The 17,969-nt window shown below is 52.5% G+C and carries 16 protein-coding genes; 10 read left to right on the forward strand and 6 right to left on the reverse strand.

What is annotated here, in order from left to right:
- Positions 1 to 34 precede the first annotated feature (34 nt).
- Positions 35 to 1,636, forward strand: coding sequence for a Na+/H+ antiporter (locus tag AABA21_RS03360; protein ID WP_338247559.1), 1,602 nt, complete (start codon positions 35 to 37; stop codon positions 1,634 to 1,636).
- Positions 1,637 to 1,670: 34 nt separating this feature from the next.
- Here the strand turns inward: AABA21_RS03360 and AABA21_RS03365 are convergent, their stop codons facing one another.
- The gene (locus AABA21_RS03365; protein WP_338247560.1) at positions 1,671 to 2,108 is read right to left on the reverse strand and encodes a response regulator; all 438 of its coding nucleotides are present in this window, start codon (positions 2,106 to 2,108) and stop codon (positions 1,671 to 1,673) included.
- A 273-nt stretch (positions 2,109 to 2,381) separates the two neighbouring features.
- Between AABA21_RS03365 and AABA21_RS03370 the strand changes: the two genes are divergently transcribed.
- The gene (locus AABA21_RS03370) at positions 2,382 to 3,296 is read left to right on the forward strand and encodes a glycosyltransferase (protein WP_338247561.1); all 915 of its coding nucleotides are present in this window, start codon (positions 2,382 to 2,384) and stop codon (positions 3,294 to 3,296) included.
- A 39-nt stretch (positions 3,297 to 3,335) separates the two neighbouring features.
- Here the strand turns inward: AABA21_RS03370 and AABA21_RS03375 are convergent, their stop codons facing one another.
- Positions 3,336 to 3,602 (reverse strand): metal-sensitive transcriptional regulator, encoded by a 267-nt coding sequence (locus tag AABA21_RS03375; RefSeq protein ID WP_126601935.1) that lies wholly within the window; start codon positions 3,600 to 3,602, stop codon positions 3,336 to 3,338.
- 620 nt (positions 3,603 to 4,222) lie between these two features.
- On the opposite strand from AABA21_RS03375, the gene AABA21_RS03380 reads away from it, so the two are divergent.
- Entirely contained in the window at positions 4,223 to 4,720 is a 498-nt protein-coding gene (locus tag AABA21_RS03380; protein ID WP_338247562.1) for a hypothetical protein, read from the forward strand.
- On the opposite strand, the gene AABA21_RS03385 is transcribed toward AABA21_RS03380, so the two are convergent.
- Together AABA21_RS03385 and AABA21_RS03390 are read right to left on the reverse strand one after the other, a co-directional pair.
- A complete protein-coding gene (locus AABA21_RS03385) occupies positions 4,721 to 6,178 on the reverse strand; it encodes a helix-turn-helix domain-containing protein (RefSeq protein ID WP_338247564.1) in 1,458 nt (485 codons plus the stop codon). It abuts the gene before it with no gap.
- A 308-nt stretch (positions 6,179 to 6,486) separates the two neighbouring features.
- On the reverse strand, positions 6,487 to 6,864 hold the full coding sequence (locus tag AABA21_RS03390; RefSeq protein ID WP_338247565.1) for a DUF488 domain-containing protein: 378 nt from the start codon (positions 6,862 to 6,864) through the stop codon (positions 6,487 to 6,489).
- Positions 6,865 to 7,064: 200 nt separating this feature from the next.
- On the opposite strand from AABA21_RS03390, the gene AABA21_RS03395 reads away from it, so the two are divergent.
- The 7 genes from AABA21_RS03395 to AABA21_RS03425 all read left to right on the forward strand — a co-directional run bounded on the left by AABA21_RS03395 (position 7,065) and on the right by AABA21_RS03425 (position 15,918).
- Positions 7,065 to 7,370: a hypothetical protein gene (locus AABA21_RS03395; RefSeq protein ID WP_338247566.1), complete on the forward strand. Its 306-nt coding sequence runs from the start codon at positions 7,065 to 7,067 to the stop codon at positions 7,368 to 7,370.
- A gap of 291 nt (positions 7,371 to 7,661) precedes the next feature.
- Entirely contained in the window at positions 7,662 to 8,681 is a 1,020-nt protein-coding gene (locus AABA21_RS03400; RefSeq protein ID WP_338247567.1) for a LacI family DNA-binding transcriptional regulator, read from the forward strand.
- Between the two features lie 150 nt (positions 8,682 to 8,831).
- On the forward strand, positions 8,832 to 10,175 hold the full coding sequence (locus AABA21_RS03405; RefSeq protein WP_338247568.1) for a substrate-binding domain-containing protein: 1,344 nt from the start codon (positions 8,832 to 8,834) through the stop codon (positions 10,173 to 10,175).
- A 114-nt stretch (positions 10,176 to 10,289) separates the two neighbouring features.
- On the forward strand, positions 10,290 to 11,228 hold the full coding sequence (locus tag AABA21_RS03410; protein WP_338247569.1) for a carbohydrate ABC transporter permease: 939 nt from the start codon (positions 10,290 to 10,292) through the stop codon (positions 11,226 to 11,228).
- 37 nt (positions 11,229 to 11,265) lie between these two features.
- The gene (locus AABA21_RS03415; protein WP_338247570.1) at positions 11,266 to 12,153 is read left to right on the forward strand and encodes a carbohydrate ABC transporter permease; all 888 of its coding nucleotides are present in this window, start codon (positions 11,266 to 11,268) and stop codon (positions 12,151 to 12,153) included.
- Positions 12,154 to 12,210: 57 nt separating this feature from the next.
- Complete coding sequence (locus tag AABA21_RS03420) at positions 12,211 to 14,568, forward strand: glycoside hydrolase family 3 N-terminal domain-containing protein (RefSeq protein WP_338247572.1); 2,358 nt, start codon at positions 12,211 to 12,213, stop codon at positions 14,566 to 14,568.
- Between the two features lie 171 nt (positions 14,569 to 14,739).
- Positions 14,740 to 15,918, forward strand: a complete 1,179-nt coding sequence (locus tag AABA21_RS03425) for a phosphotransferase (protein ID WP_338247574.1) — start codon at positions 14,740 to 14,742, stop codon at positions 15,916 to 15,918.
- 71 nt (positions 15,919 to 15,989) lie between these two features.
- On the opposite strand, the gene AABA21_RS03430 is transcribed toward AABA21_RS03425, so the two are convergent.
- Together AABA21_RS03430 and AABA21_RS03435 are read right to left on the reverse strand one after the other, a co-directional pair.
- Positions 15,990 to 17,237 carry a cytochrome P450 family protein gene (locus AABA21_RS03430; protein WP_338247576.1) on the reverse strand — a complete coding sequence of 416 codons (1,248 nt, stop codon included), beginning with the start codon at positions 17,235 to 17,237 and terminating at the stop codon, positions 15,990 to 15,992.
- Positions 17,218 to 17,895, reverse strand: coding sequence for a TetR/AcrR family transcriptional regulator (locus AABA21_RS03435; RefSeq protein ID WP_338247577.1), 678 nt, complete (start codon positions 17,893 to 17,895; stop codon positions 17,218 to 17,220). The genes AABA21_RS03430 and AABA21_RS03435 overlap by 20 nt, the downstream gene beginning before the upstream one ends.
- Between the last annotated feature and the right edge of the window lie 74 nt (positions 17,896 to 17,969).

Below are 17,969 nucleotides of genomic sequence, written 5' to 3' on the forward strand. Positions count from 1 at the left end.
AACCCATAACAGGACCAGGAGGACTTCTAACAGCATGGCAGAAACGGTTACACTAATCTTTTTCCTCTTTACAGCCATTGTTATTCTGGCAATGATCGCGATGCGGCTGCGCATTCCATATCCCATAATGCTGGTACTTGGTGGCCTGATCATAGCCTTTATCCCCGGCCTACCGGCTATTCATATCAATCCTGACCTGATTCTTTTCGTTTTTCTGCCACCGCTGATTTATTCTTCAGCCTGGCAAACCTCCTGGCGTGAATTTCACTCCAATCTGCGCCCGATCCTGCTACTTGCCATCGGCCTGGTGCTTGCCACTACGGTTCTGGTCGCAGTAGCATCCCATTTTCTGATTGGCCTGCCATGGTCGGTCGCATTCGTACTGGGAGCCATTATTTCACCCACAGATGCTGTCGCAGCCAGCGCTACAGCTCAGAGCCTAGGACTACCTCGCAGAATCGTGACCATTCTGGAGGGTGAAAGCATGGTCAATGATGCAACTGGATTGGTCATCTACAAATTCGCGGTAGCGGGCGTTGTTACAGCCAGTTTCTCGCTATGGCAGGCTGGTCTAGAATTTGCCCTGGTTGGCGTCGGTAGTGTGCTCCTCGGTCTGGCGCTTGCCTGGCTACTTACCAGGCTCCATCATCTGCTGGATGAGCCAACTATTGAAATTAGCATTACGCTGCTCACACCGTTCGCCGCCTATCTGCTAGCGGAGGAGCTCCATGGATCGGGTGTCCTGGCTACGCTAGCGGCTGGGCTCTATCTGAGCCGGCATTCCTCTCGCTTTTTTACCTCGGGTACGCGACTACCAGCCATAGCTGTCTGGAATACGCTGGCGTTTCAGTTGAATGGCTTTGTCTTTCTCTTGATCGGGCTGGCGCTGCGTGACATCCTGGAAAACTTGAGCCTGCGGCAGCTTCCCTCCTTGCTGGGAAGCGTCCTGCTGGTTAGTGGCACAGCTATAGTCATCCGCTTACTGCTGGTCTTTGCCTCTTCTTACCTCCCACCCGTACTCAATCCACGGGTCAATATTGGCGAGGTAAGATCCAGGTGGCGCTCAACTGCACTTATTGGTTGGACCGGCTTACGCGGAGCGGTCTCTCTGGCGGCGGCCCTGGCCCTTCCGTTCACATTACAAAACGGCTCCCTTTTTCCCCAGCGCAACCTGCTGATTTTTCTGTCATTTGGCGTCATCCTGGTCACGCTGGTGGGCCAGGGCATGACATTGACACCTTTGATCCGCTTGCTTGGCTTAAAAGGGGACGATAGCGTTGACAATGAACGGCTCCAGGCACACAAAGCCGCGACGAAGGCAGCTATCAAACGCCTGGATGACCTTAGGGATGCCGAGTGGGTATCAGAAGACTTCCTTTCCACATTGTACGATTACTATGGGCGCAAACTTGAGCAGTTCGATATGTTTAAGCTAGGTGAACAAGCAGATGCCCTGCATGACCATCTCAACACGAATGCGCGTCTACGACACGAAGTGCTTGACGCTGAGCGCGCGGCAATCATCAAGCTACGAGATAATAATAGTATTGATGACGAGGTACTGCGTACCATTGAGCGCGAATTGGATTTAGAAGAGCAACGCTTAAGCCAATCACCAACCAGTACATTGACATAACATAGCATCTTTTTTTTTTAAGCAGCCGTTGAGGCTACTTTTCGGTGAGTTGATTGATCAACTGACGCAACGTGCGTGGCGCAAAAGGTTTGCGTAACAATGGGACGTCATCTGGTAGAATACGCCGAAATTGTTCTAGAGTTGGTCCGCTCACCGCCGTCACAACAATGACTGGTAACTGCCAGAACTCAAATTCCTTACGAATGGCAAAAAAGACATCGACACCAGTCATTGTGCCCGGCAACAACAAATCCAGTATAATCAGGTCGTATGGAACTCCCTGCTGGGATGACGAGGAATCAGTAGGAAAAATCGCTTCCAACATGGAAGCTCCGCTGTTGTGGGCTGTGACAGTGTGCCCATCCATTTTTAGGGTTGTAGATAAAAAAGCCAGAATAGCTGGATTGTCATCCAGAACTCCAATATTCACTGTTTTTACTCCCCCCTGGTAAAAAATACAGTAAAAGAACATACAGGCAAAAAATTAGTTACCCATCGATCCTCTTCTCGCTACTATAGCGAAGTTCTTCACTCAAAACTGTGAAATACTTAACAATATGGATGTGAGATTTGTACTTTACTCACAGCTTCTATGCAAATTAGCCGTAACTAAGGCAGGAGGTCCTATCTACTTGACCGAGGTCACAGACTCAAGTAGAGTAAAGCGCGTATTTGATATTCTCAAACCGTTCAACCATCTTGCATGCAAGCGCTGTCCAGGTTTGCTGCCTGATGTGGAGAGTGTATGATCAGTAGCATTCTTACTGCTTATAAAGAACCAAGAACAGTTGGGGCGGCCATCAAGGCATTGCTAGAACAGGACTGGCCCGAGGCCTATGAGATTCTGGTGGTGTGCCCGGATGAGGAGACGGCCCGGGTCGTACAGATATTTACTGATTGCTATCCACAGGTTAAACGCCTGGTCGATCAGGGCCACGGCAAGCCGGCGGCCCTTAATCTGGCATTTTCCCAGGTTCGGGGGCGCATCTGTGTGTTTACCGATGGCGATGTTGTGATACAGGAAGGAGCGATTTCAGCACTGCTGGCACCATTTACTGATCCATGCTGTGGCGCGGTAACGGGCCGTCCTGTCTCCGCCAGCCCTCGCACTTCGATGCTTGGCTACTGGTCTCATCTGCTCACAGATGCTGGTGCGCATGATATGCGCAGCCACCGCGCGCGGCAGCAGCAGTACCTGGATTGCTCAGGCTATCTATACGCGGCCCGCAGCGAACTGCTCTCTCCCCTCCCACCAGAAACGCTGGCTGATGATGCCTTTATTTCTCAGCTAATCTGGCAGCAAGGTTATGGAATCGCCTACGCGCCCGAAGCTCGGGTAGCAGTACGCTATCCTACTACCTACAAGGACTGGCTGTTGCAGAAAGTACGCAGCAGTGCAGGTGCCGCACAGACACCCCAGCCACTGCGTACTGATCATAAAAAGTATGTACGACCACCTGAGTATATGCGTTCATTGAAGCGCGAGGCTCTGGCCGGCTTTCGTTCGTCACTTACCTATCCACAAACCAGCAGAGAGCGCTGGTGGACCTGGTGCCTTTTTCTCGCTCGCATACACCTCTGGCTCTGTGTCCGGGCTGAACTCCATCTTAAACGCCGGCCCTATCAGGATATCTGGCAACGTGTAGAAACAACCAAGTAGCTACACCGCTTCAATTTGCCATGTCACAGAAGCGGACCCTTAGCGATTGCCAGCCAGGTTGTATAGCTGAATCAACTCGTCAATGATGCCTTGCTCACTACCACTCTTAATGCCCTCGGGCACACAATGCTGCAGATGCTTCTCAAGAATCAAGGCCTCAAGCTTTTCAATCGCCTTACGAACTGCGTAGGTCTGCCGCAATACATCAACACAATATTTATCCTCTTCAATCATCTTCCGGATACCATTCAAATGACCATCGATATAGTTGAGCCTCTTCAGCACATCTGACTTGTCAGCCTGCATACTTTTCTCACTTTCTCACATTACCCCCTGGGGAGGGGTTATACACCCTGTCAGTATACACCGCTCATACTAGAATTGCAACGCACAAAAAACTGCAACAGTGTTGCCTACTATCCGCATCCCTATTATTTTATGAAGTGCTGCGCCGTGTGCGCGGATGCGTACACGGCGCAGCACTTCATAAATCTAGAGCGCGCGCAGCGCTCTCGCAAAGGCCTTCGGCCCCCTCAAACTATTGCTTTTTATATACATTCCGTGTATGTTTATTATATACAGTATTTTATGGCTTTCTAGGTGCCAGCATTTTTTGGGAGAAAATCCTTATCGGGTTACGTTCATTATGTTACAAGCATATTTCAAGCAGTTCTTGTGATTTTTCCAACACAATCTATTTCAAAAATGGGGCTTCAGGGCTCCTTTTATGGGCACACTCATCGCGTCGGATGGACATCCAAAAACGTCAGGGTGCCATCACAAAAACAGTGGAGGAATAACACAAAAAGCTGTGGCGAAAGAGCCTGTGAGTCAGTGTCATGCGTCATAGTAGCCTGACCTAGAAGCGCGTATTTGAGCCCTCTCTCAACCTATTTTATTGCGTTAGCCAGACAAGGAGCGCCACTATGCAAAGAGTTTCCCTGCGTAAGGTGAAGACACCCGTCAGTTACTTGCAGGAAAACAGTGAAGAGATCTTGCATTTTTCATTGCAAGGCTTACTACCAGCCGGCCATACCCTTGCCCTCAACACATCCCTGGGAACCCTTTCTCATCTGGCCTGTAAAGATGAGCGTCCGTATATGTTGATGGAACAGCAATTTACGACCAGCGAGAGCTGTGTTCTGCTTCCCTTACTCGAAGCCTATCCCTACTATTGTCCCTATGAACTGCTCCTGGCGAGCTTCAATAGCGGTCGCGTGACCGAGGCAGCCATCGCACGCAGCCGCAAACGTCTGATGGAAGCTCAAGAAGCTGGTGTATGGGACCAGGAGATGCGGCCGGTGCGCAATGTGCTTTCGCGCACACGTCTGAAGACACGCTCCTTTGGAATCGAGATTTCGTCAATCCTGGAAACGGGATATATATTGATGCAGATGCCCAGACATAAGCATCCTGAACTCTAATCAGCCGTCGACGCTCTCCTCGCCGCGCCATTGGTGCGCCCGCAGACGATAGATTTTGAGCGCCAGGAGCCAGGGAAGGCGGTCAGGCATATGCTCTAGATCAAGCGGGCACAATTTCTGTATGCGACAGAGGCGCTGCAATAATGTGTTGCGATGCACATCGAGTAGACAGGCGGTCCTGGCGATGTTGCCACCACATTCCAGATACGCCTCAAGGGTATCCAGCAGATTGGTCTTTTTGCGCTGGTCGTACTTGAGCACCACCATAACCGCGTCCTGATACTGGTCGCTGATGCTGTGTGCCTGCACAAATGGATAGAGATATCGGTATGCGCCTAGCTCGGAAAAGTGGGTGCAGCGTAGCTCTGCCTTGAAACAGGCACCGATCTGAACAGCCTCACAGGCCTCGGCATAGCTTCTGGGATAGTCGCTGATCACCTGACAACACGTTCCAATGCCAACAGACATATAGATGGCGCACTCTTGCCAGATCATCTGCATCAACGGCTCAAGCTGCCCATTCAGTTGCGCCGCCTCCGGTACGGTCTCAAAAGGTAAGAGACAGCATAGGCCCGCCTCTCGTTCATCGATCAAGATGCTTGGATAGGACGCCTGCAGGCTCTGCTTGATGTGGGTCAGGGCCGTATTGTAGCGTGCCAGTCGTTCCTGCCCCGCTCCCCTCTTGTCTTCCAGTGGTTCAGTGGCTTCCGATAGTTCAATCAGCAACAACACGTGTGGTTTCGTAACGTCAAACCCCAGTAGATATGCCCTTCTCTGCAACGCCGCTTCACTCACCGGTTTTGCAGACAATAAGTCTTCAAGCAAAGCTTTAACCACGCTTTGCTGCGCGATCATATCTTCTTCCATATAGCGACGATGCTTGATTGTCAACGCCGTTTGCTGGGCAATGGTATTTAACATCAACTGCTCATCACTATCGCAATGAATCGGTCGCTGAGCGAAGCAGTACAACAATCCCAGCTGCTCATTGCCCGCGCACAAAGGAATACAGATAAAATGATGATCGCTGCTTTTCGGTAGAGGATTAAGAAGGGTCGCTTCTTCCTCGGTAATCTCAGGTATTTTGCCCTGCAGGCTAAATGTACGTAAATGTTCCCACAATGCTGTATCAATGCGCAAACTCTGAATCCGCAGGCTACTCCCTCGTACATCAGGATGGCTGGAGCAAGGATGGAAGGTGTCTTTGGATTGGCTACGCAACATGATCAGGCAGAGATCGATATCCAGCGCCTGTGTGATCAGCTCTGCCAATAGCTGCAGCATCTCAGGTAGACGTAAGGGCAGGGTTATCGTATTCACCAGCTGCGCCAGCGCCGTGTGTAGATTCAATTGCTCTTTCTTCACAACCATAGCCTGGCCCGTTTCCGGCTCTAGGATCACTGGTGCTAAGGCGATTGTGGGAAAGATGGTCTCTGACATCAGGATTTGTGTTTCCACTGTCAAGCATCCATTCCTTATTCTCGGCTCATCTTCAGCTTATTTCATCGCATCATCGGTGAATACGCTGATTATTGTGGGGGCGCTTTTGCTTCTATTCTGAGCCTGTTCTGCTCGTCAGCTACAGGGTAAACTACGCATATGCGATACGGGAAGTAGAAATCTTTCTCAGCGTAGCATATAAAATATGCTTTGTCTATCCTAAAGTGTATAAAAATTGTATAAATATTGGCGAAACAATGTCTTGCAAAGTGATATATAAGACTGGTAGAAGACTTTTATCTGCCAGAGGAGAGTTTGAGGATATGTTAGCTGTGCTTCCGATGCGCAAGCATGTCGCGTAAAACCATGGCGCTTGAATGCTCGACGTCGTGGGTCGCGAAGACGAGCGTCACCGGACCCTTCTGTGCCAGCTCAGATAGCTTTTCCAGTCCTGCCTTCGCTTCATCAGCGTCTAATTCCTTCTCGTAACGATGGCAGAATTCGGTAAACCGTTCGGGATCATGCCCGAACCAGCGGCGCAGGTCGTTGCTGGGAGCCACCTCTTTCAACCACAAATCGATCTGCGCCTTTTCCTTGGAGATGCCACGCGGCCAGAGCCGCTCAACCAGCACACGCGTCCCATCATCTGGCCCCTTCTCTTCATACACCCGCTTCAGATTTACAGCCAGCGACTTAGAGCTCATAATAAACTTCCCCTCTACCTTATGATGTGTTTCAACACTTTCTAAAAGTCATCATCTATATCGCCACACGATGCATTATAGCATATAGATTCCGGGATAAATAAGGCATCAAGAACTATTATCTACTGTAATAAGCTTGTTTTTCTTATTATGACTGGAACGGAAATCGAACCTCTCCCTATACCACACGGGGGGAGGTGATGAGTTCTGAGGAAGGTGTAGGTGATTATGTCGCCGTCAGCGGCCAGGGACTCGCTGGTGGAGAGTATGAAACAAGCATACAAGATTTCGTCAATTCTCATCCTAGCCATGAATTTAGCTGGGGTTTGGGGGACATCGTTACGGCCGTGCTGGATAGTGCTCTAACCTTGACGAGCTTGCGTGAATATCTCTACATCAATGATTCTCCCCCCTTTGCGAACATGATCACATCTGAGGGGCGTTGGTCTCTACCTCCCGATCAACCCAACATGCCTCAGATGTTTTCGCTCACCGCCCGCAAGTAAATAAAGAGCAGTTTGCCCCTCGGTCCCATCCTCAGTGAGCGGTCTTTTCAAATTTTCCGATAAAATTTATCGGAAAATTTGAAAAGACCGCTCACTATACTCCGTTCGTTTATTTCCTCATAATTGTGGTTACATAACGCTCATATGAAAAATAATACAATGAGTGTGAGATATCTTTTGGTTACTCAACCTCTTGACAAACACGATTTTTACGGGAATACTTATTACTATTCCGATAAAAGTAGCAGGTGTTTTCCGATAATGAAGCAATCTTTCTCTAAGCGTAGCACTATGACAGAAATTGCTGCGAAAGCAGGCGTTTCTATCCCCACCGTTTCTCGTGTCTTACATCAACGACCAGATGTAGCACCTGAAACTCGTAAGCGTGTGGAGCAGCTGCTGGAGGAACATGGACTTCTTCAGCGTCACGCAAAGAAGCTTTCACGGAAAGAGCACAGCGGTATTGTGGACATGCTGTTTCCCGGATTTGATAGCATGTATTCTTTCGAGATCGCGCGCGGCGTAGAGGAGGTGCTCGCTCGCACAGACCGTCGTCTGGCTATCTCGTCCACACATCATTCTTTAGAACTTGAGCAGCACTGGATGAGCAAAATTCAAAATAGCCCATCCGATGGAGCTATTCTGGTGCTTGCGCATGGTGAACCCAGGCGCTTCGATCCATTGCATCGTCACAACATTCCCTTTGTCGTCGTCGACCATGCTGGGGAACTAGGACCCGATACACCGTCGGTCGGGGCTACCAACTGGCTTGGTGGGCGTACAGCTACAGAGTATCTTATTTCACTCGGGCATCGACAAATAGCGGTCATTACCGGTCCGACTACACTCCCATGTAGTCAGGATCGCGTCGCGGGCTATCGTTCGGCCCTGGAAACCGCCGGACTCCCGGTGCGGCCGGATTATATCTGTCTGGGAGATTTCTCTCCCGACAGCGGTTATACGCAGACGAACGTGTTGTTGGACCTGTCAGACCCCCCTACCGCTATTTTTGCTGGTAGCGATGAACAGGCAAATGGCGTCTACCGGGCACTGCGTGACCGTGGCCTGAGTATTCCCGATGATATGAGCGTGATTGGCTTTGATGATGTGCCCACAGCATCCATTGTTACTCCCGACCTGACCACCATACGCCAGCCATTGCGAGAGATGGGACGCGTCGCGACGACAATGCTGTTGCACTTGATCAATGAAGAGCCACTGGATAGCGTGCGCGTCGAACTGACGACAAACCTGATTGTGCGCAATTCATGCCAATCCCTGAATGATGCAAATAGAAAGGAGAGACCGTAACGTTTCCTCAGTTTCAAGAAAAAGCGCTTCTTGCTTTTTCATTGGAATAGTGCTTGACAACCATCGATCTTTTTTTATTTGGTATTATTTGATGATATGCCAGGGTTGATATATGTACCTGGTAGGCATAGATGCCGGAGAAGCAGAGCAATGCAAACAAAGATATCACGTCGCACTTTTCTAGAGGTTACAGGTGGAGCTGCGCTGGCCACATCGCTGGCAGGATGCTTCGGTGTTGGAAGCAGCCAATCCACAACTACATCGAGCGGCGGCAACGGCGGCTCGAATAGCGTCTCTATCTGGGATATCCGTACCGGTAGCGAGCAAAAAGTCGTTCAGACGATTACGAACGATTTTAATAGCAAACATTCCAACATTCACGCAACCCTCAATTTCTTCCAGAACGATCCCTATAAGCAGAAACTCCAGGTCGCCATGGGCGCGCACAATCCACCCGATATTTTCTTCGGCTGGGGCGGTGGTATCCTGAAAAGCTATATCGATGCCAATGATGTGTATGACCTGACCAATGACTTCAATTCAGATCCTGCCTGGAAGAATCGCATCATTCCTTCCGTTCTCTCTGGCGCAACCTTCAATGGGAAGCTCTATGGCGTCCCTACCAGCGGCGTACAGCCGGTCCTGTTTTTCTATAATAAGGACATCTTTAAACAGCATAATTTGAAAGCCCCTCAGAGCTGGAATGAACTATTGAGCGCCATCAATACATTGAAGAACGCCAACGTTATTCCACTCGCGCTGGCCGGGGGCAGCAAGTGGCCCTATCTGATGTACGCGGAATATCTTGCCGATCGCATCGGTGGTCCGGATGCGTTCAATTCGGTGCTGGCGGGGAAAGCCAACGCCTGGTCGCAGGATGCATTCATCAAAGCCAGTACCTCTATCCAGCAGTTGGTATCAATGGGGGCGTTCGGTTCGTCCTTCGCTTCCACTATTGCTGATACCAATCAGGATACAGCGCTGCTCTACACCGGTAAAGCTGCTATGATGCTGCAGGGCAGCTGGAACTTCCCGGTGGTGCAGACAAATAGCCCCGATTTCATCAAGAGTGGTAAGCTCGGCTGGTTCCCCTTCCCGGCCGTTGAGGGCGGTAAGGGCAATGTCGCCAACGTCTATGGTAATCCCTGCAACTTCTATTCTATCTCGAAGACCGCGAAATCAACGGCGAGCTGTGTCACCTATCTGAAGGACGCGGTCCTGGGCGATGAAGAGGTCAAGCAGTTTATCGCCGTCGGTGATGTGCCTCCGGTTCAGGGCATCGAGTCACAACTGGCCAGCGCCCCCAATGGCGATTGGCTGCAGTACAACTATAAGATGGTGCAGAATTCACCACACTTTCAGCTGTCCTGGGACCAGGCCTTGCTGCCACAGCCGGCACAGACCTTGCTGACCAACCTCGATCAGCTCTTTTTGAAACAGATTACACCCCAGCAGTTCTCGGACAACATGAATAAAACCTTGAGCGCTTCATAGGCCGGTAACCACTGAGCTTGCAAGCTCTTCATGGTTGCTATCACACTCTGCGTACATTTCTATCCCTTTGATGAAGGGATAGAAATGTACGCGTTAGTAGATAGGAGGGCGCATATGAGCGCATCAATCAAGGTTGCACAGACATCAGCGAATAAATCCAGGATCTCCCGGCGCTCCACGTGGATCTCGGTTCTGTGGACCCTACCGGCGCTGGCGTTCTATCTTCTCTTCGCCATTATCCCAATGTTTATCGCGGTCTATTTAAGCTTCACCAACTGGAATGGCCTGTCACCAGCTACCTGGGTTGGATTGAAGAACTGGATCGCGCTCCTGTCAGACTCGGTTACGGGCCATGCGTTGGTCCTAACCATCGAGGTGATGATTGTAAGCTGGATCGTCCAGACACCTTTGAGCCTGCTGCTGGGCGTTTTTATGGCGGGTCAACAAAAGTATCGCGCAGTCCTTAGCGTGGTCTACTTTCTCCCACTCCTCTTCTCGGCGGTGGCGATTGGCCTGACTTGGGTCTCGATTCTGGACCCGAACTTTGGCCTGCTGGATACGCTCTTGAAGACGATCGGTCTGCCGTGGATGGCGAAAGGCTGGTTGGGTGATCCCAGCCTGGCGTTTTTCGTCGTAATGGCGATCATTTGCTGGCAGTTTATTCCTTTCCATGCCCTGCTCTACCTGGGTGGCGCGCGTCAGATTCCAAAGGAATTGTACGAGGCGGCCAATATCGATGGTGCCGGCCGCTTACAGAACTTTTTCGCCATTACGCTGCCCCAGTTGAAGTATACGGTGATCACTTCTACCACGCTGATCTTCACCGGTTCCCTCACCTACTTTGATCTTTTCTGGGTGACAACCGGAGGCGGACCCGGCTATGCGACTCGCGTGCTGCCGCTGCAGATGTATATTACGGCCTTCCCCAATGAGTCGGTCGGCTATGGCAGCGTGCTGGCGGTACTGCTGGCGCTCTTCGGCATCGTCCTTTCGTTTATTCTGCTGCGCTTTACCGGTTTTACCAAAATGTCGAGCCAGTTGGAAGGATTGTAAACCGGCACAGTGTTACACTGGAAAGTAAGGTACTTCTATGGGTGTAGGTATACTTCCTGAAAAAGCTGCCACCGAGCGGCAGCCACAGCAGAGGCGTTCGCGCTCCGTGGGCCAGCTGTGGGAAATTGTCCCGATCGTGTTCGGGATCATCTGGCTTATTGTCGCGTTCTACCCGGTCCTCTATATGTTTATGACCAGCCTGCGACCGCTGGCGGATTTCTTTACGGATGTGCCATGGTTGCCACCGACCCATCCAACACTGAGCAATTATGGAGATATCCTGGCGAACGATTTTGGTCTCTATTTTGCGAATACGGCCTTTGTGACCGTGATCAGTGTGCTATTAATTGTGGTAGTCTCACTCTTTGCGTCCTATTCGATCTCGCGCATTCGCAATGGCTTTACGCAGGGAGTGTTCAGCCTATTCCTGGTTGGGTTAGCGATCCCACTACAAGCGACCATTATCCCGATCTATGCCATGATCACCAATCTGCATCTGTATGACACCCTGTTCGCATTGATTCTGCCGAGCGTGGCCTTTGGCATTCCGCTCTCGGTCCTGGTACTCGTGACATACATCCGCGATATCCCCAAGGAATTGCATGAATCGATGCTGCTGGATGGGGCTAGCCATTTCCGCATCCTGCGTAGCCTGGTGATGCCCCTGTCACGTCCCGCCATCATTACGGTGGTCATATATGAGACCATCCAGGTCTGGAATGGCTTCCTCTTTCCCTTGGTGCTCACACAAAGCGCGAGTGTACGCGTGCTGCCTCTGGCGTTGTGGAGCTTCCAGGGACAATATACGACCAACGTGCCGGCCATTCTGGCTGCGGTCTTCCTGTCGGCTACCCCGATCATCCTCCTCTATATCTTTGGGCGTCGTCAGTTGCTCGGCGGCCTGGTAGCGGGCTTTAGCAAGTAGGGATGTGGCAGGTCGCGAGTGCACGTGTGCTCACTATGATTAGAAAGTTAACAAACTATGGGAACGACTTCTTTGTACCGCGACCCGCAGGCTCCTGTCGAGCGGCGGGTTGAAGATTTACTGAACCAGATGACACTGGATGAGAAGCTGGCTCAACTTGGCTGCTATTGGAGTACCGCGTTTGTCGCGACAGGGACCTTCGATCCCAGGGTGGCAATCGAGAAGATGCCCTATGGCATCGGGCAAGTGACGCGCATCGGGGCCGCGACTGGCCTGCATCCACAGCAGAGCGCGGCCATGATGAACGCGCTGCAAAAGGTTGTGCTCGAACAGACACGGCTGGGCATCCCGATTATTGTGCACGAGGAGGCAACGGGCGGCTTCTGCCATCGTGATGCCACCGTTTTTCCACAGGGTCTCGCGCTGGCCGCGACCTGGAATCCAGATCTTGTTCAGCAGGTAGCTTCGGTGATCCGTTCCCAGATGCTGGCGGTGGGTGCCAGGCACGCTCTGGCGCCAGTGCTGGATGTGGCCCGCGATCCCCGCTGGGGGCGTGTTGAGGAAACCTATGGAGAAGACCCTGTTTTGATCGGGACGATCGGGGCGGCATATGTGCGGGGCCTGCAGAGTGATGATCTCGCGCATGGCGTGGCTGCGACCGGCAAACACTTCCTCGGCTATGCCATGTCTGAGGGAGGCCGGAACTGGAATCCGGTTCAACTGGGACCTCGTGAGTTGCGCGAGGTCTACGCCGAGCCATTCTCAGCAGTGATGAGAAACACGGGCATCGCGACCATCATGAACTCGTATGCGTCGGTGGATGGATTGCCCTGCGCCGGCAGTCCCGCTATCCTGACCGACCTGCTGCGTGGCGAACTCGGCTTTGATGGTCCTGTAGTGGCGGACTATGCCTCGGTTGAGATGCTGATGAACTACCACCGGGTGGCTGCGACGCCGGGTGAGGCGGCTCGCCTGGCGCTGCTGGCTGGCCTGGATATGGAACTGCCCACGACAAATTGCTATGGCGACCCCCTCAAGGCCGAGGTCGAGACGGGGCGCCTGGCGATCGAGGTGGTCGAGACGGCGGTGCGCCGTGTGCTCCAGCTCAAGTTCCAGTTAGGACTCTTTGAACACCCCTATGTGGACGCGGAAGCCGCCAGTTCGGTCTTTCAGACACCAGAGCAGCGGACCCTGGCCAGGCAGGCGGTGGCGCAATCCACTATTCTGCTCAAGAACAATGGCCTGCTCCCCCTGACACCTGCCGTGAAACGCATCGCGGTGATCGGTCCCGGCGCGGATGATCAGCGGCTCCTGCAGGGCGATTATCATTATCCGGCACACCTGGAGCTGATCTACGCCGCACCCCAGAAGACAGAGGCGACCGGCCTCACGGTGCCCGAGGCTGCCGGAGACTATGCTCCAGGTCCATTTTATACCCCCCATGTCACCCCTCTGGCCGGTTTAAAGGCCGCCCTCGGCGATGATGTTGAGATCCATTATGCCAAAGGTTGCGAGGTACTGGGTGACGATCGCTCGGGCTTTGAGGCTGCTGTTCAGACCGCCAGCGCGGCCGATGTGGCCGTCGTCGTGGTTGCCGGACGCAGTGGACTCTTGCGGCCAGTGACTTCTGGTGAAGCCAATGACGCGACCAATCTTGATCTGCCCGGTGTGCAGCAAGAGCTGATCACGGCCCTGGCGGCCAGCAAGACGCCGCTGGTGGTGGTGGTGCTCAGCGGGCGCATCCATACGCTGGCACCAATCGTCGATCAGGTTGGCGCCCTGCTCCAACTCTATCCAGCTGGTGAAGAAGGCGGCAACGGTCTGGCGGACGTGCTGACGGGGAACGTAAATCCCAGCGGACGCCTGCCGGTCAGCATGCCCCGCTCGGTCGGTCAGATTCCCGTGTATGCTGGACACCGCGCCGGCGGCGATCGGACGATGTTTTTCGACGATTATATCGATTCACCCACAACACCACTCTTCCCCTTTGGACATGGCCTGAGCTACACAACCTTCACCTACAGCGATCTACAGATCCAGTCTCAAGATACAACCGCACCCATTGAGGTCGCAGTAAAAGTGAGCAACGTGGGAGAGGTCGCGGGCGATGAGGTGGTTCAACTCTACGCCTGTGATAAGGTGGCCTCGGTCGCGCGACCCGACCGTCTCTTGCTCGGCTTTGCCCGCATCTCGCTTGAGCCTGGACAGATACGCCAACTCACCTTCACAGTTCACCCATCCCGGCTCGCCTTCTACGATCCCTCGATGCGCTTCGTGACCGAGCCAGGCGATTTCACCTTCAGCCTCGGCGCCTCAGCCACCGACATCCGCATTTCGGAGACGGTCACCCTGACAGGTGCAACCTCTGAATACATACAGCGCGAAATCGTGGCGACCACTGTCACCATCGCATAGCACAGATGCCAGTGCGACCTCCTTGATCAAGGAGGTCGCACTGGCATCTGTATAAATTCTATCGCTTCTATTATATCATAGGCGCACATCGTTCAAATGACCGGTGCATATGGTGCTTCTGCTCAGGTATGCTTCTTCAAACACGACAATTTATCGCGGGAGAAGGAATATATGAAAGAGCAGGCCATCACCAATCCTCGGATACCCGTTCTCGATCAGCAGACGGTCACCATGTTGATGCACCAGGTCTCCGGTCGTCAAGAGATCGAGCTCTCGCGGTGGCAGTTGCAGGAACTGCCTGGCCGGACCGGAGCGGCTACAGATGGCGTCTATCGTCTAACAGGAATCGGCATGGATCAGGATCGAGAGCTGGAATGGTCGCTGGTTCTGAAAGTGCTCTCCCTTACGCCTTCCGGCAAAGCCTCCACTGCTGATAAGCTGGAACACGTCCTCTATTGGAAGCGTGAAGCCCTCGTGTATCAGTCGCAGTTACTCTCCAATCTTCCCGGTGGAGTAAGGGGGCCTCGCTACTATGGCTGCGTTGAATCCTCTGATGAAACACTATGGCTCTGGCTCGAGGATGTGAAGGAGCCCTACGGACCACGCTGGCCGTTGGAGCAATATGCACACGCAGCTCGGAGCCTGGGCCAGATGAATGGGGCCTATCTGACCGTGCTCTCACTGCCCTCGTATCCCTGGCTGGTAAAAACTGGCTCTCCGCGTGGTCTGCTGGAACACGCTGGCTGGATGTGGAAGGTTGTTCGCGATCCCCTTACCTGGCAGCATCCCCTGCTGCGTGCAGCCTTCCCCTATCCCATTGCTTCCCGCCTGCTGCGATTATGGGAGGAGCGTAATGTGTTGCTTGATGCATTTGAACGGCTCCCACAAACCTTCTGTCACCTGGATGCCTGGCGCGGAAACCTCTTCGCGGGTACGCGAGAAAATGGACAGCATCAGTTGATCGCCATCGACTGGGCCTATGCGGGTCTGAGCCCCATCGGCACCGATATTGGCGACCTCTTTGCGCCCAGCTTCGGTCTGTTTAGAGTCGAACCATGTGATCCACGCACGCTCGATATAGTGATCTTTGAGAGCTATCTTGCAGGTCTCCAGATGATGGGATGGCACGGTGATCGCAGAATAGTGCGCTATGCCTTCGCCACCTTTGCGGCCCTCAAGTATGGCTGCTTCCTCCATTGGCTCTATCAGATCCTTGATGAGGAGCAGCATACAGATTGGGAACGTAGAACAGGACATTCACTCGCTGAGTGTCTGCAAAATCAAGCTACTCTGATCTATTACCTGCTCGACCTGGCCGACGAGGCTCGCAACCTGCTCCACTTGATATAAATGGGCGCAAACTGCCATGCTACAACCAACTTTCTCCGCCCTCCCTGGCGCGTTTAAGATCTATACAGCGATTAGAGCGATACTGGTAACGCCTCCAGGCCGCGCAGAATAAAACTACCACGCCAGCGTATCTGCTCCGGTGTTGTGTTGAGACGTAGACCGGGCATGCGCTGGACCAGCGTATTGATCGCGATCTGTCCCTCAAGCCGGCTCAAGGGGGCGCCCAAACAATAATGCGCCCCCTGCCCAAAGGCCAGATGCCGGTTATTCTTGCGGGTGATGTCTAGCTCATCAGGATTTTCAAAGTGGCTAGCGTCACGATTCGCTGATCCAATGACGGCCAACACCAGTTCTCCGCGAGGAATCGTTGTGCCGGCGATCGTGATATCTTCCCGAGCATAGCGCTCCGTGGCCATCTCCACTGGACACACAAAGCGCAGAAGCTCTTCTATCGCGGGCTTGATCAGCGTTGGGTCGCTGCGCAGTTTCTCCAACTGGTTGGGATGCTCTAACAACGCCAGGGTGCCGCTACCTATCAGGTTCACGGTCGTTTCATGGCCTGCAATCAGCAGCAGAAAGATCATCGCCAGCACCTCGTCTTCACTCAGTTGGTCGCTCCCATCTCTGGTCTGAACCAGGGCCGTAATCAGGTCGTCTTGAGGATGGACGCGCCGCTCCTTGATGAGTTTCTTCAGGTACCCCATAAACCTCATGATGGAAGGAATGAGCACAAAGTAATTCATGTTCGTGCCTGCTGATAGAATGGCCTTCGTCCAACGGTGAAATTTGGGATTGTCTTGTGCCGGGACCCCTAACATGCGTCCAATCACGGTGAGAGGAAGAGGCAGCGCGAAGTCAGCGATCAAGTCCACGCTGCCCTTGCGCTCGGCGGCATCCAGCAATTCATCCGTTAATGCCTGAATCTGGTCCCGCATCTGTTCAATCAGGCGTGGCGTAAACGCTTTATGAACCAGCGCCCGTAGCCTAGTGTGATCTGGACTATCCAGGTCAAGCATATTTCTCTCCAGCGGCTTGAATACCGGGGGAATCCAGGGCATCTTCTTTAATTGTTCGGGCGTCATCGCGTTGCGACGATCTTTGGCGAAGCGTTCATCTTTTAAGGCACTCAATACATCGTCATAGCGTGTAATCAACCAGGCGCGCTGCTTCGTCGGGAGCGTCACCATAAAGACAGGGGTCTCTGCGCGCAGCTGTGCATAAAATGGAAATGGATTCGCTTTGAACCGCGCATCGACAACGTTCGCCGACGCTATCGAGTCCGTGGATACGGTGGTGCTATCAGGGCTTTTCTTCATCATAATTCGGGACCCCTATGCCATCCAATATCATATCGGTTAAAAATTCGGGCAGCGCATCCCACTCAGCCTCTATGACTTTATCACCTATAATGTGCTCGATAATCAGGCCAAGCACTATAGCAGGTATGGCGCGCATTGCCAGTTTGAGGTTGATAGGTTTGATGATATGCTGATCTGCCCATTGCTGGAAGTACTGTTCTACCATGACAAACGTCGGATCAAAAATCTTCTGATAATACAGCTCTCTCAGCTCTTTGTTGACCAGAATTTCTGAGATGACGACTCTGAAGATCTCGAAGTTGTCCGCCTTGAGCAGTGCCAGGCGGTGTCGCAGATAGGCATTCATAAGGCTGCGCATGTCCACCTCGTCATTGAGGCGGGAAAAATCTTTGGCGCGCTGATCCGATTCATTCAAACGATCCAGAATGCCGAGTATCAATGCCATCTTGTTCTCAAAGTAGTTATAGATGGTGCCATCCGCGATGCCTGCCTTGCGCGCGATATCCTTGATGGTCGTTGGATGAAAGCCTTTCGTAGCAAACACTTTGGCGGCGGCATCCAAAATCTGGTTGCGCCGAGCGGCGATCAGCTGCTCCTGAATAGAATCTTTGATGGTTTTCCTCCAAGTGAATATATATTCATTTGAATGAATGATCATTCATAAATTACCACGACAATACTGCCCTGTCAAGGTATTAAGAATAATAAGTTCCAGGAGGCAAAGAACGCGAC

The organism is Dictyobacter halimunensis (genome assembly GCF_036245075.1).

Coding starts and splice junctions, on each gene's coding strand:
- AABA21_RS03410 (WP_338247569.1), top strand. CDS start 10,290: ATGAGCGCATCAATCAAGGTTGCACAGACATCAGCGAATAAATCCAGG.
- AABA21_RS03415 (WP_338247570.1), top strand. CDS start 11,266: ATGGGTGTAGGTATACTTCCTGAAAAAGCTGCCACCGAGCGGCAGCCA.
- AABA21_RS03430 (WP_338247576.1), bottom strand. CDS start 17,237: ATGATGAAGAAAAGCCCTGATAGCACCACCGTATCCACGGACTCGATA.
- AABA21_RS03360 (WP_338247559.1), top strand. CDS start 35: ATGGCAGAAACGGTTACACTAATCTTTTTCCTCTTTACAGCCATTGTT.
- AABA21_RS03420 (WP_338247572.1), top strand. CDS start 12,211: ATGGGAACGACTTCTTTGTACCGCGACCCGCAGGCTCCTGTCGAGCGG.
- AABA21_RS03365 (WP_338247560.1), bottom strand. CDS start 2,108: ATGTTCTTTTACTGTATTTTTTACCAGGGGGGAGTAAAAACAGTGAAT.
- AABA21_RS03435 (WP_338247577.1), bottom strand. CDS start 17,895: ATGATCATTCATTCAAATGAATATATATTCACTTGGAGGAAAACCATC.
- AABA21_RS03395 (WP_338247566.1), top strand. CDS start 7,065: ATGAGTTCTGAGGAAGGTGTAGGTGATTATGTCGCCGTCAGCGGCCAG.
- AABA21_RS03380 (WP_338247562.1), top strand. CDS start 4,223: ATGCAAAGAGTTTCCCTGCGTAAGGTGAAGACACCCGTCAGTTACTTG.
- AABA21_RS03405 (WP_338247568.1), top strand. CDS start 8,832: ATGCAAACAAAGATATCACGTCGCACTTTTCTAGAGGTTACAGGTGGA.
- AABA21_RS03370 (WP_338247561.1), top strand. CDS start 2,382: ATGATCAGTAGCATTCTTACTGCTTATAAAGAACCAAGAACAGTTGGG.
- AABA21_RS03375 (WP_126601935.1), bottom strand. CDS start 3,602: ATGCAGGCTGACAAGTCAGATGTGCTGAAGAGGCTCAACTATATCGAT.
- AABA21_RS03400 (WP_338247567.1), top strand. CDS start 7,662: ATGACAGAAATTGCTGCGAAAGCAGGCGTTTCTATCCCCACCGTTTCT.
- AABA21_RS03425 (WP_338247574.1), top strand. CDS start 14,740: ATGAAAGAGCAGGCCATCACCAATCCTCGGATACCCGTTCTCGATCAG.
- AABA21_RS03390 (WP_338247565.1), bottom strand. CDS start 6,864: ATGAGCTCTAAGTCGCTGGCTGTAAATCTGAAGCGGGTGTATGAAGAG.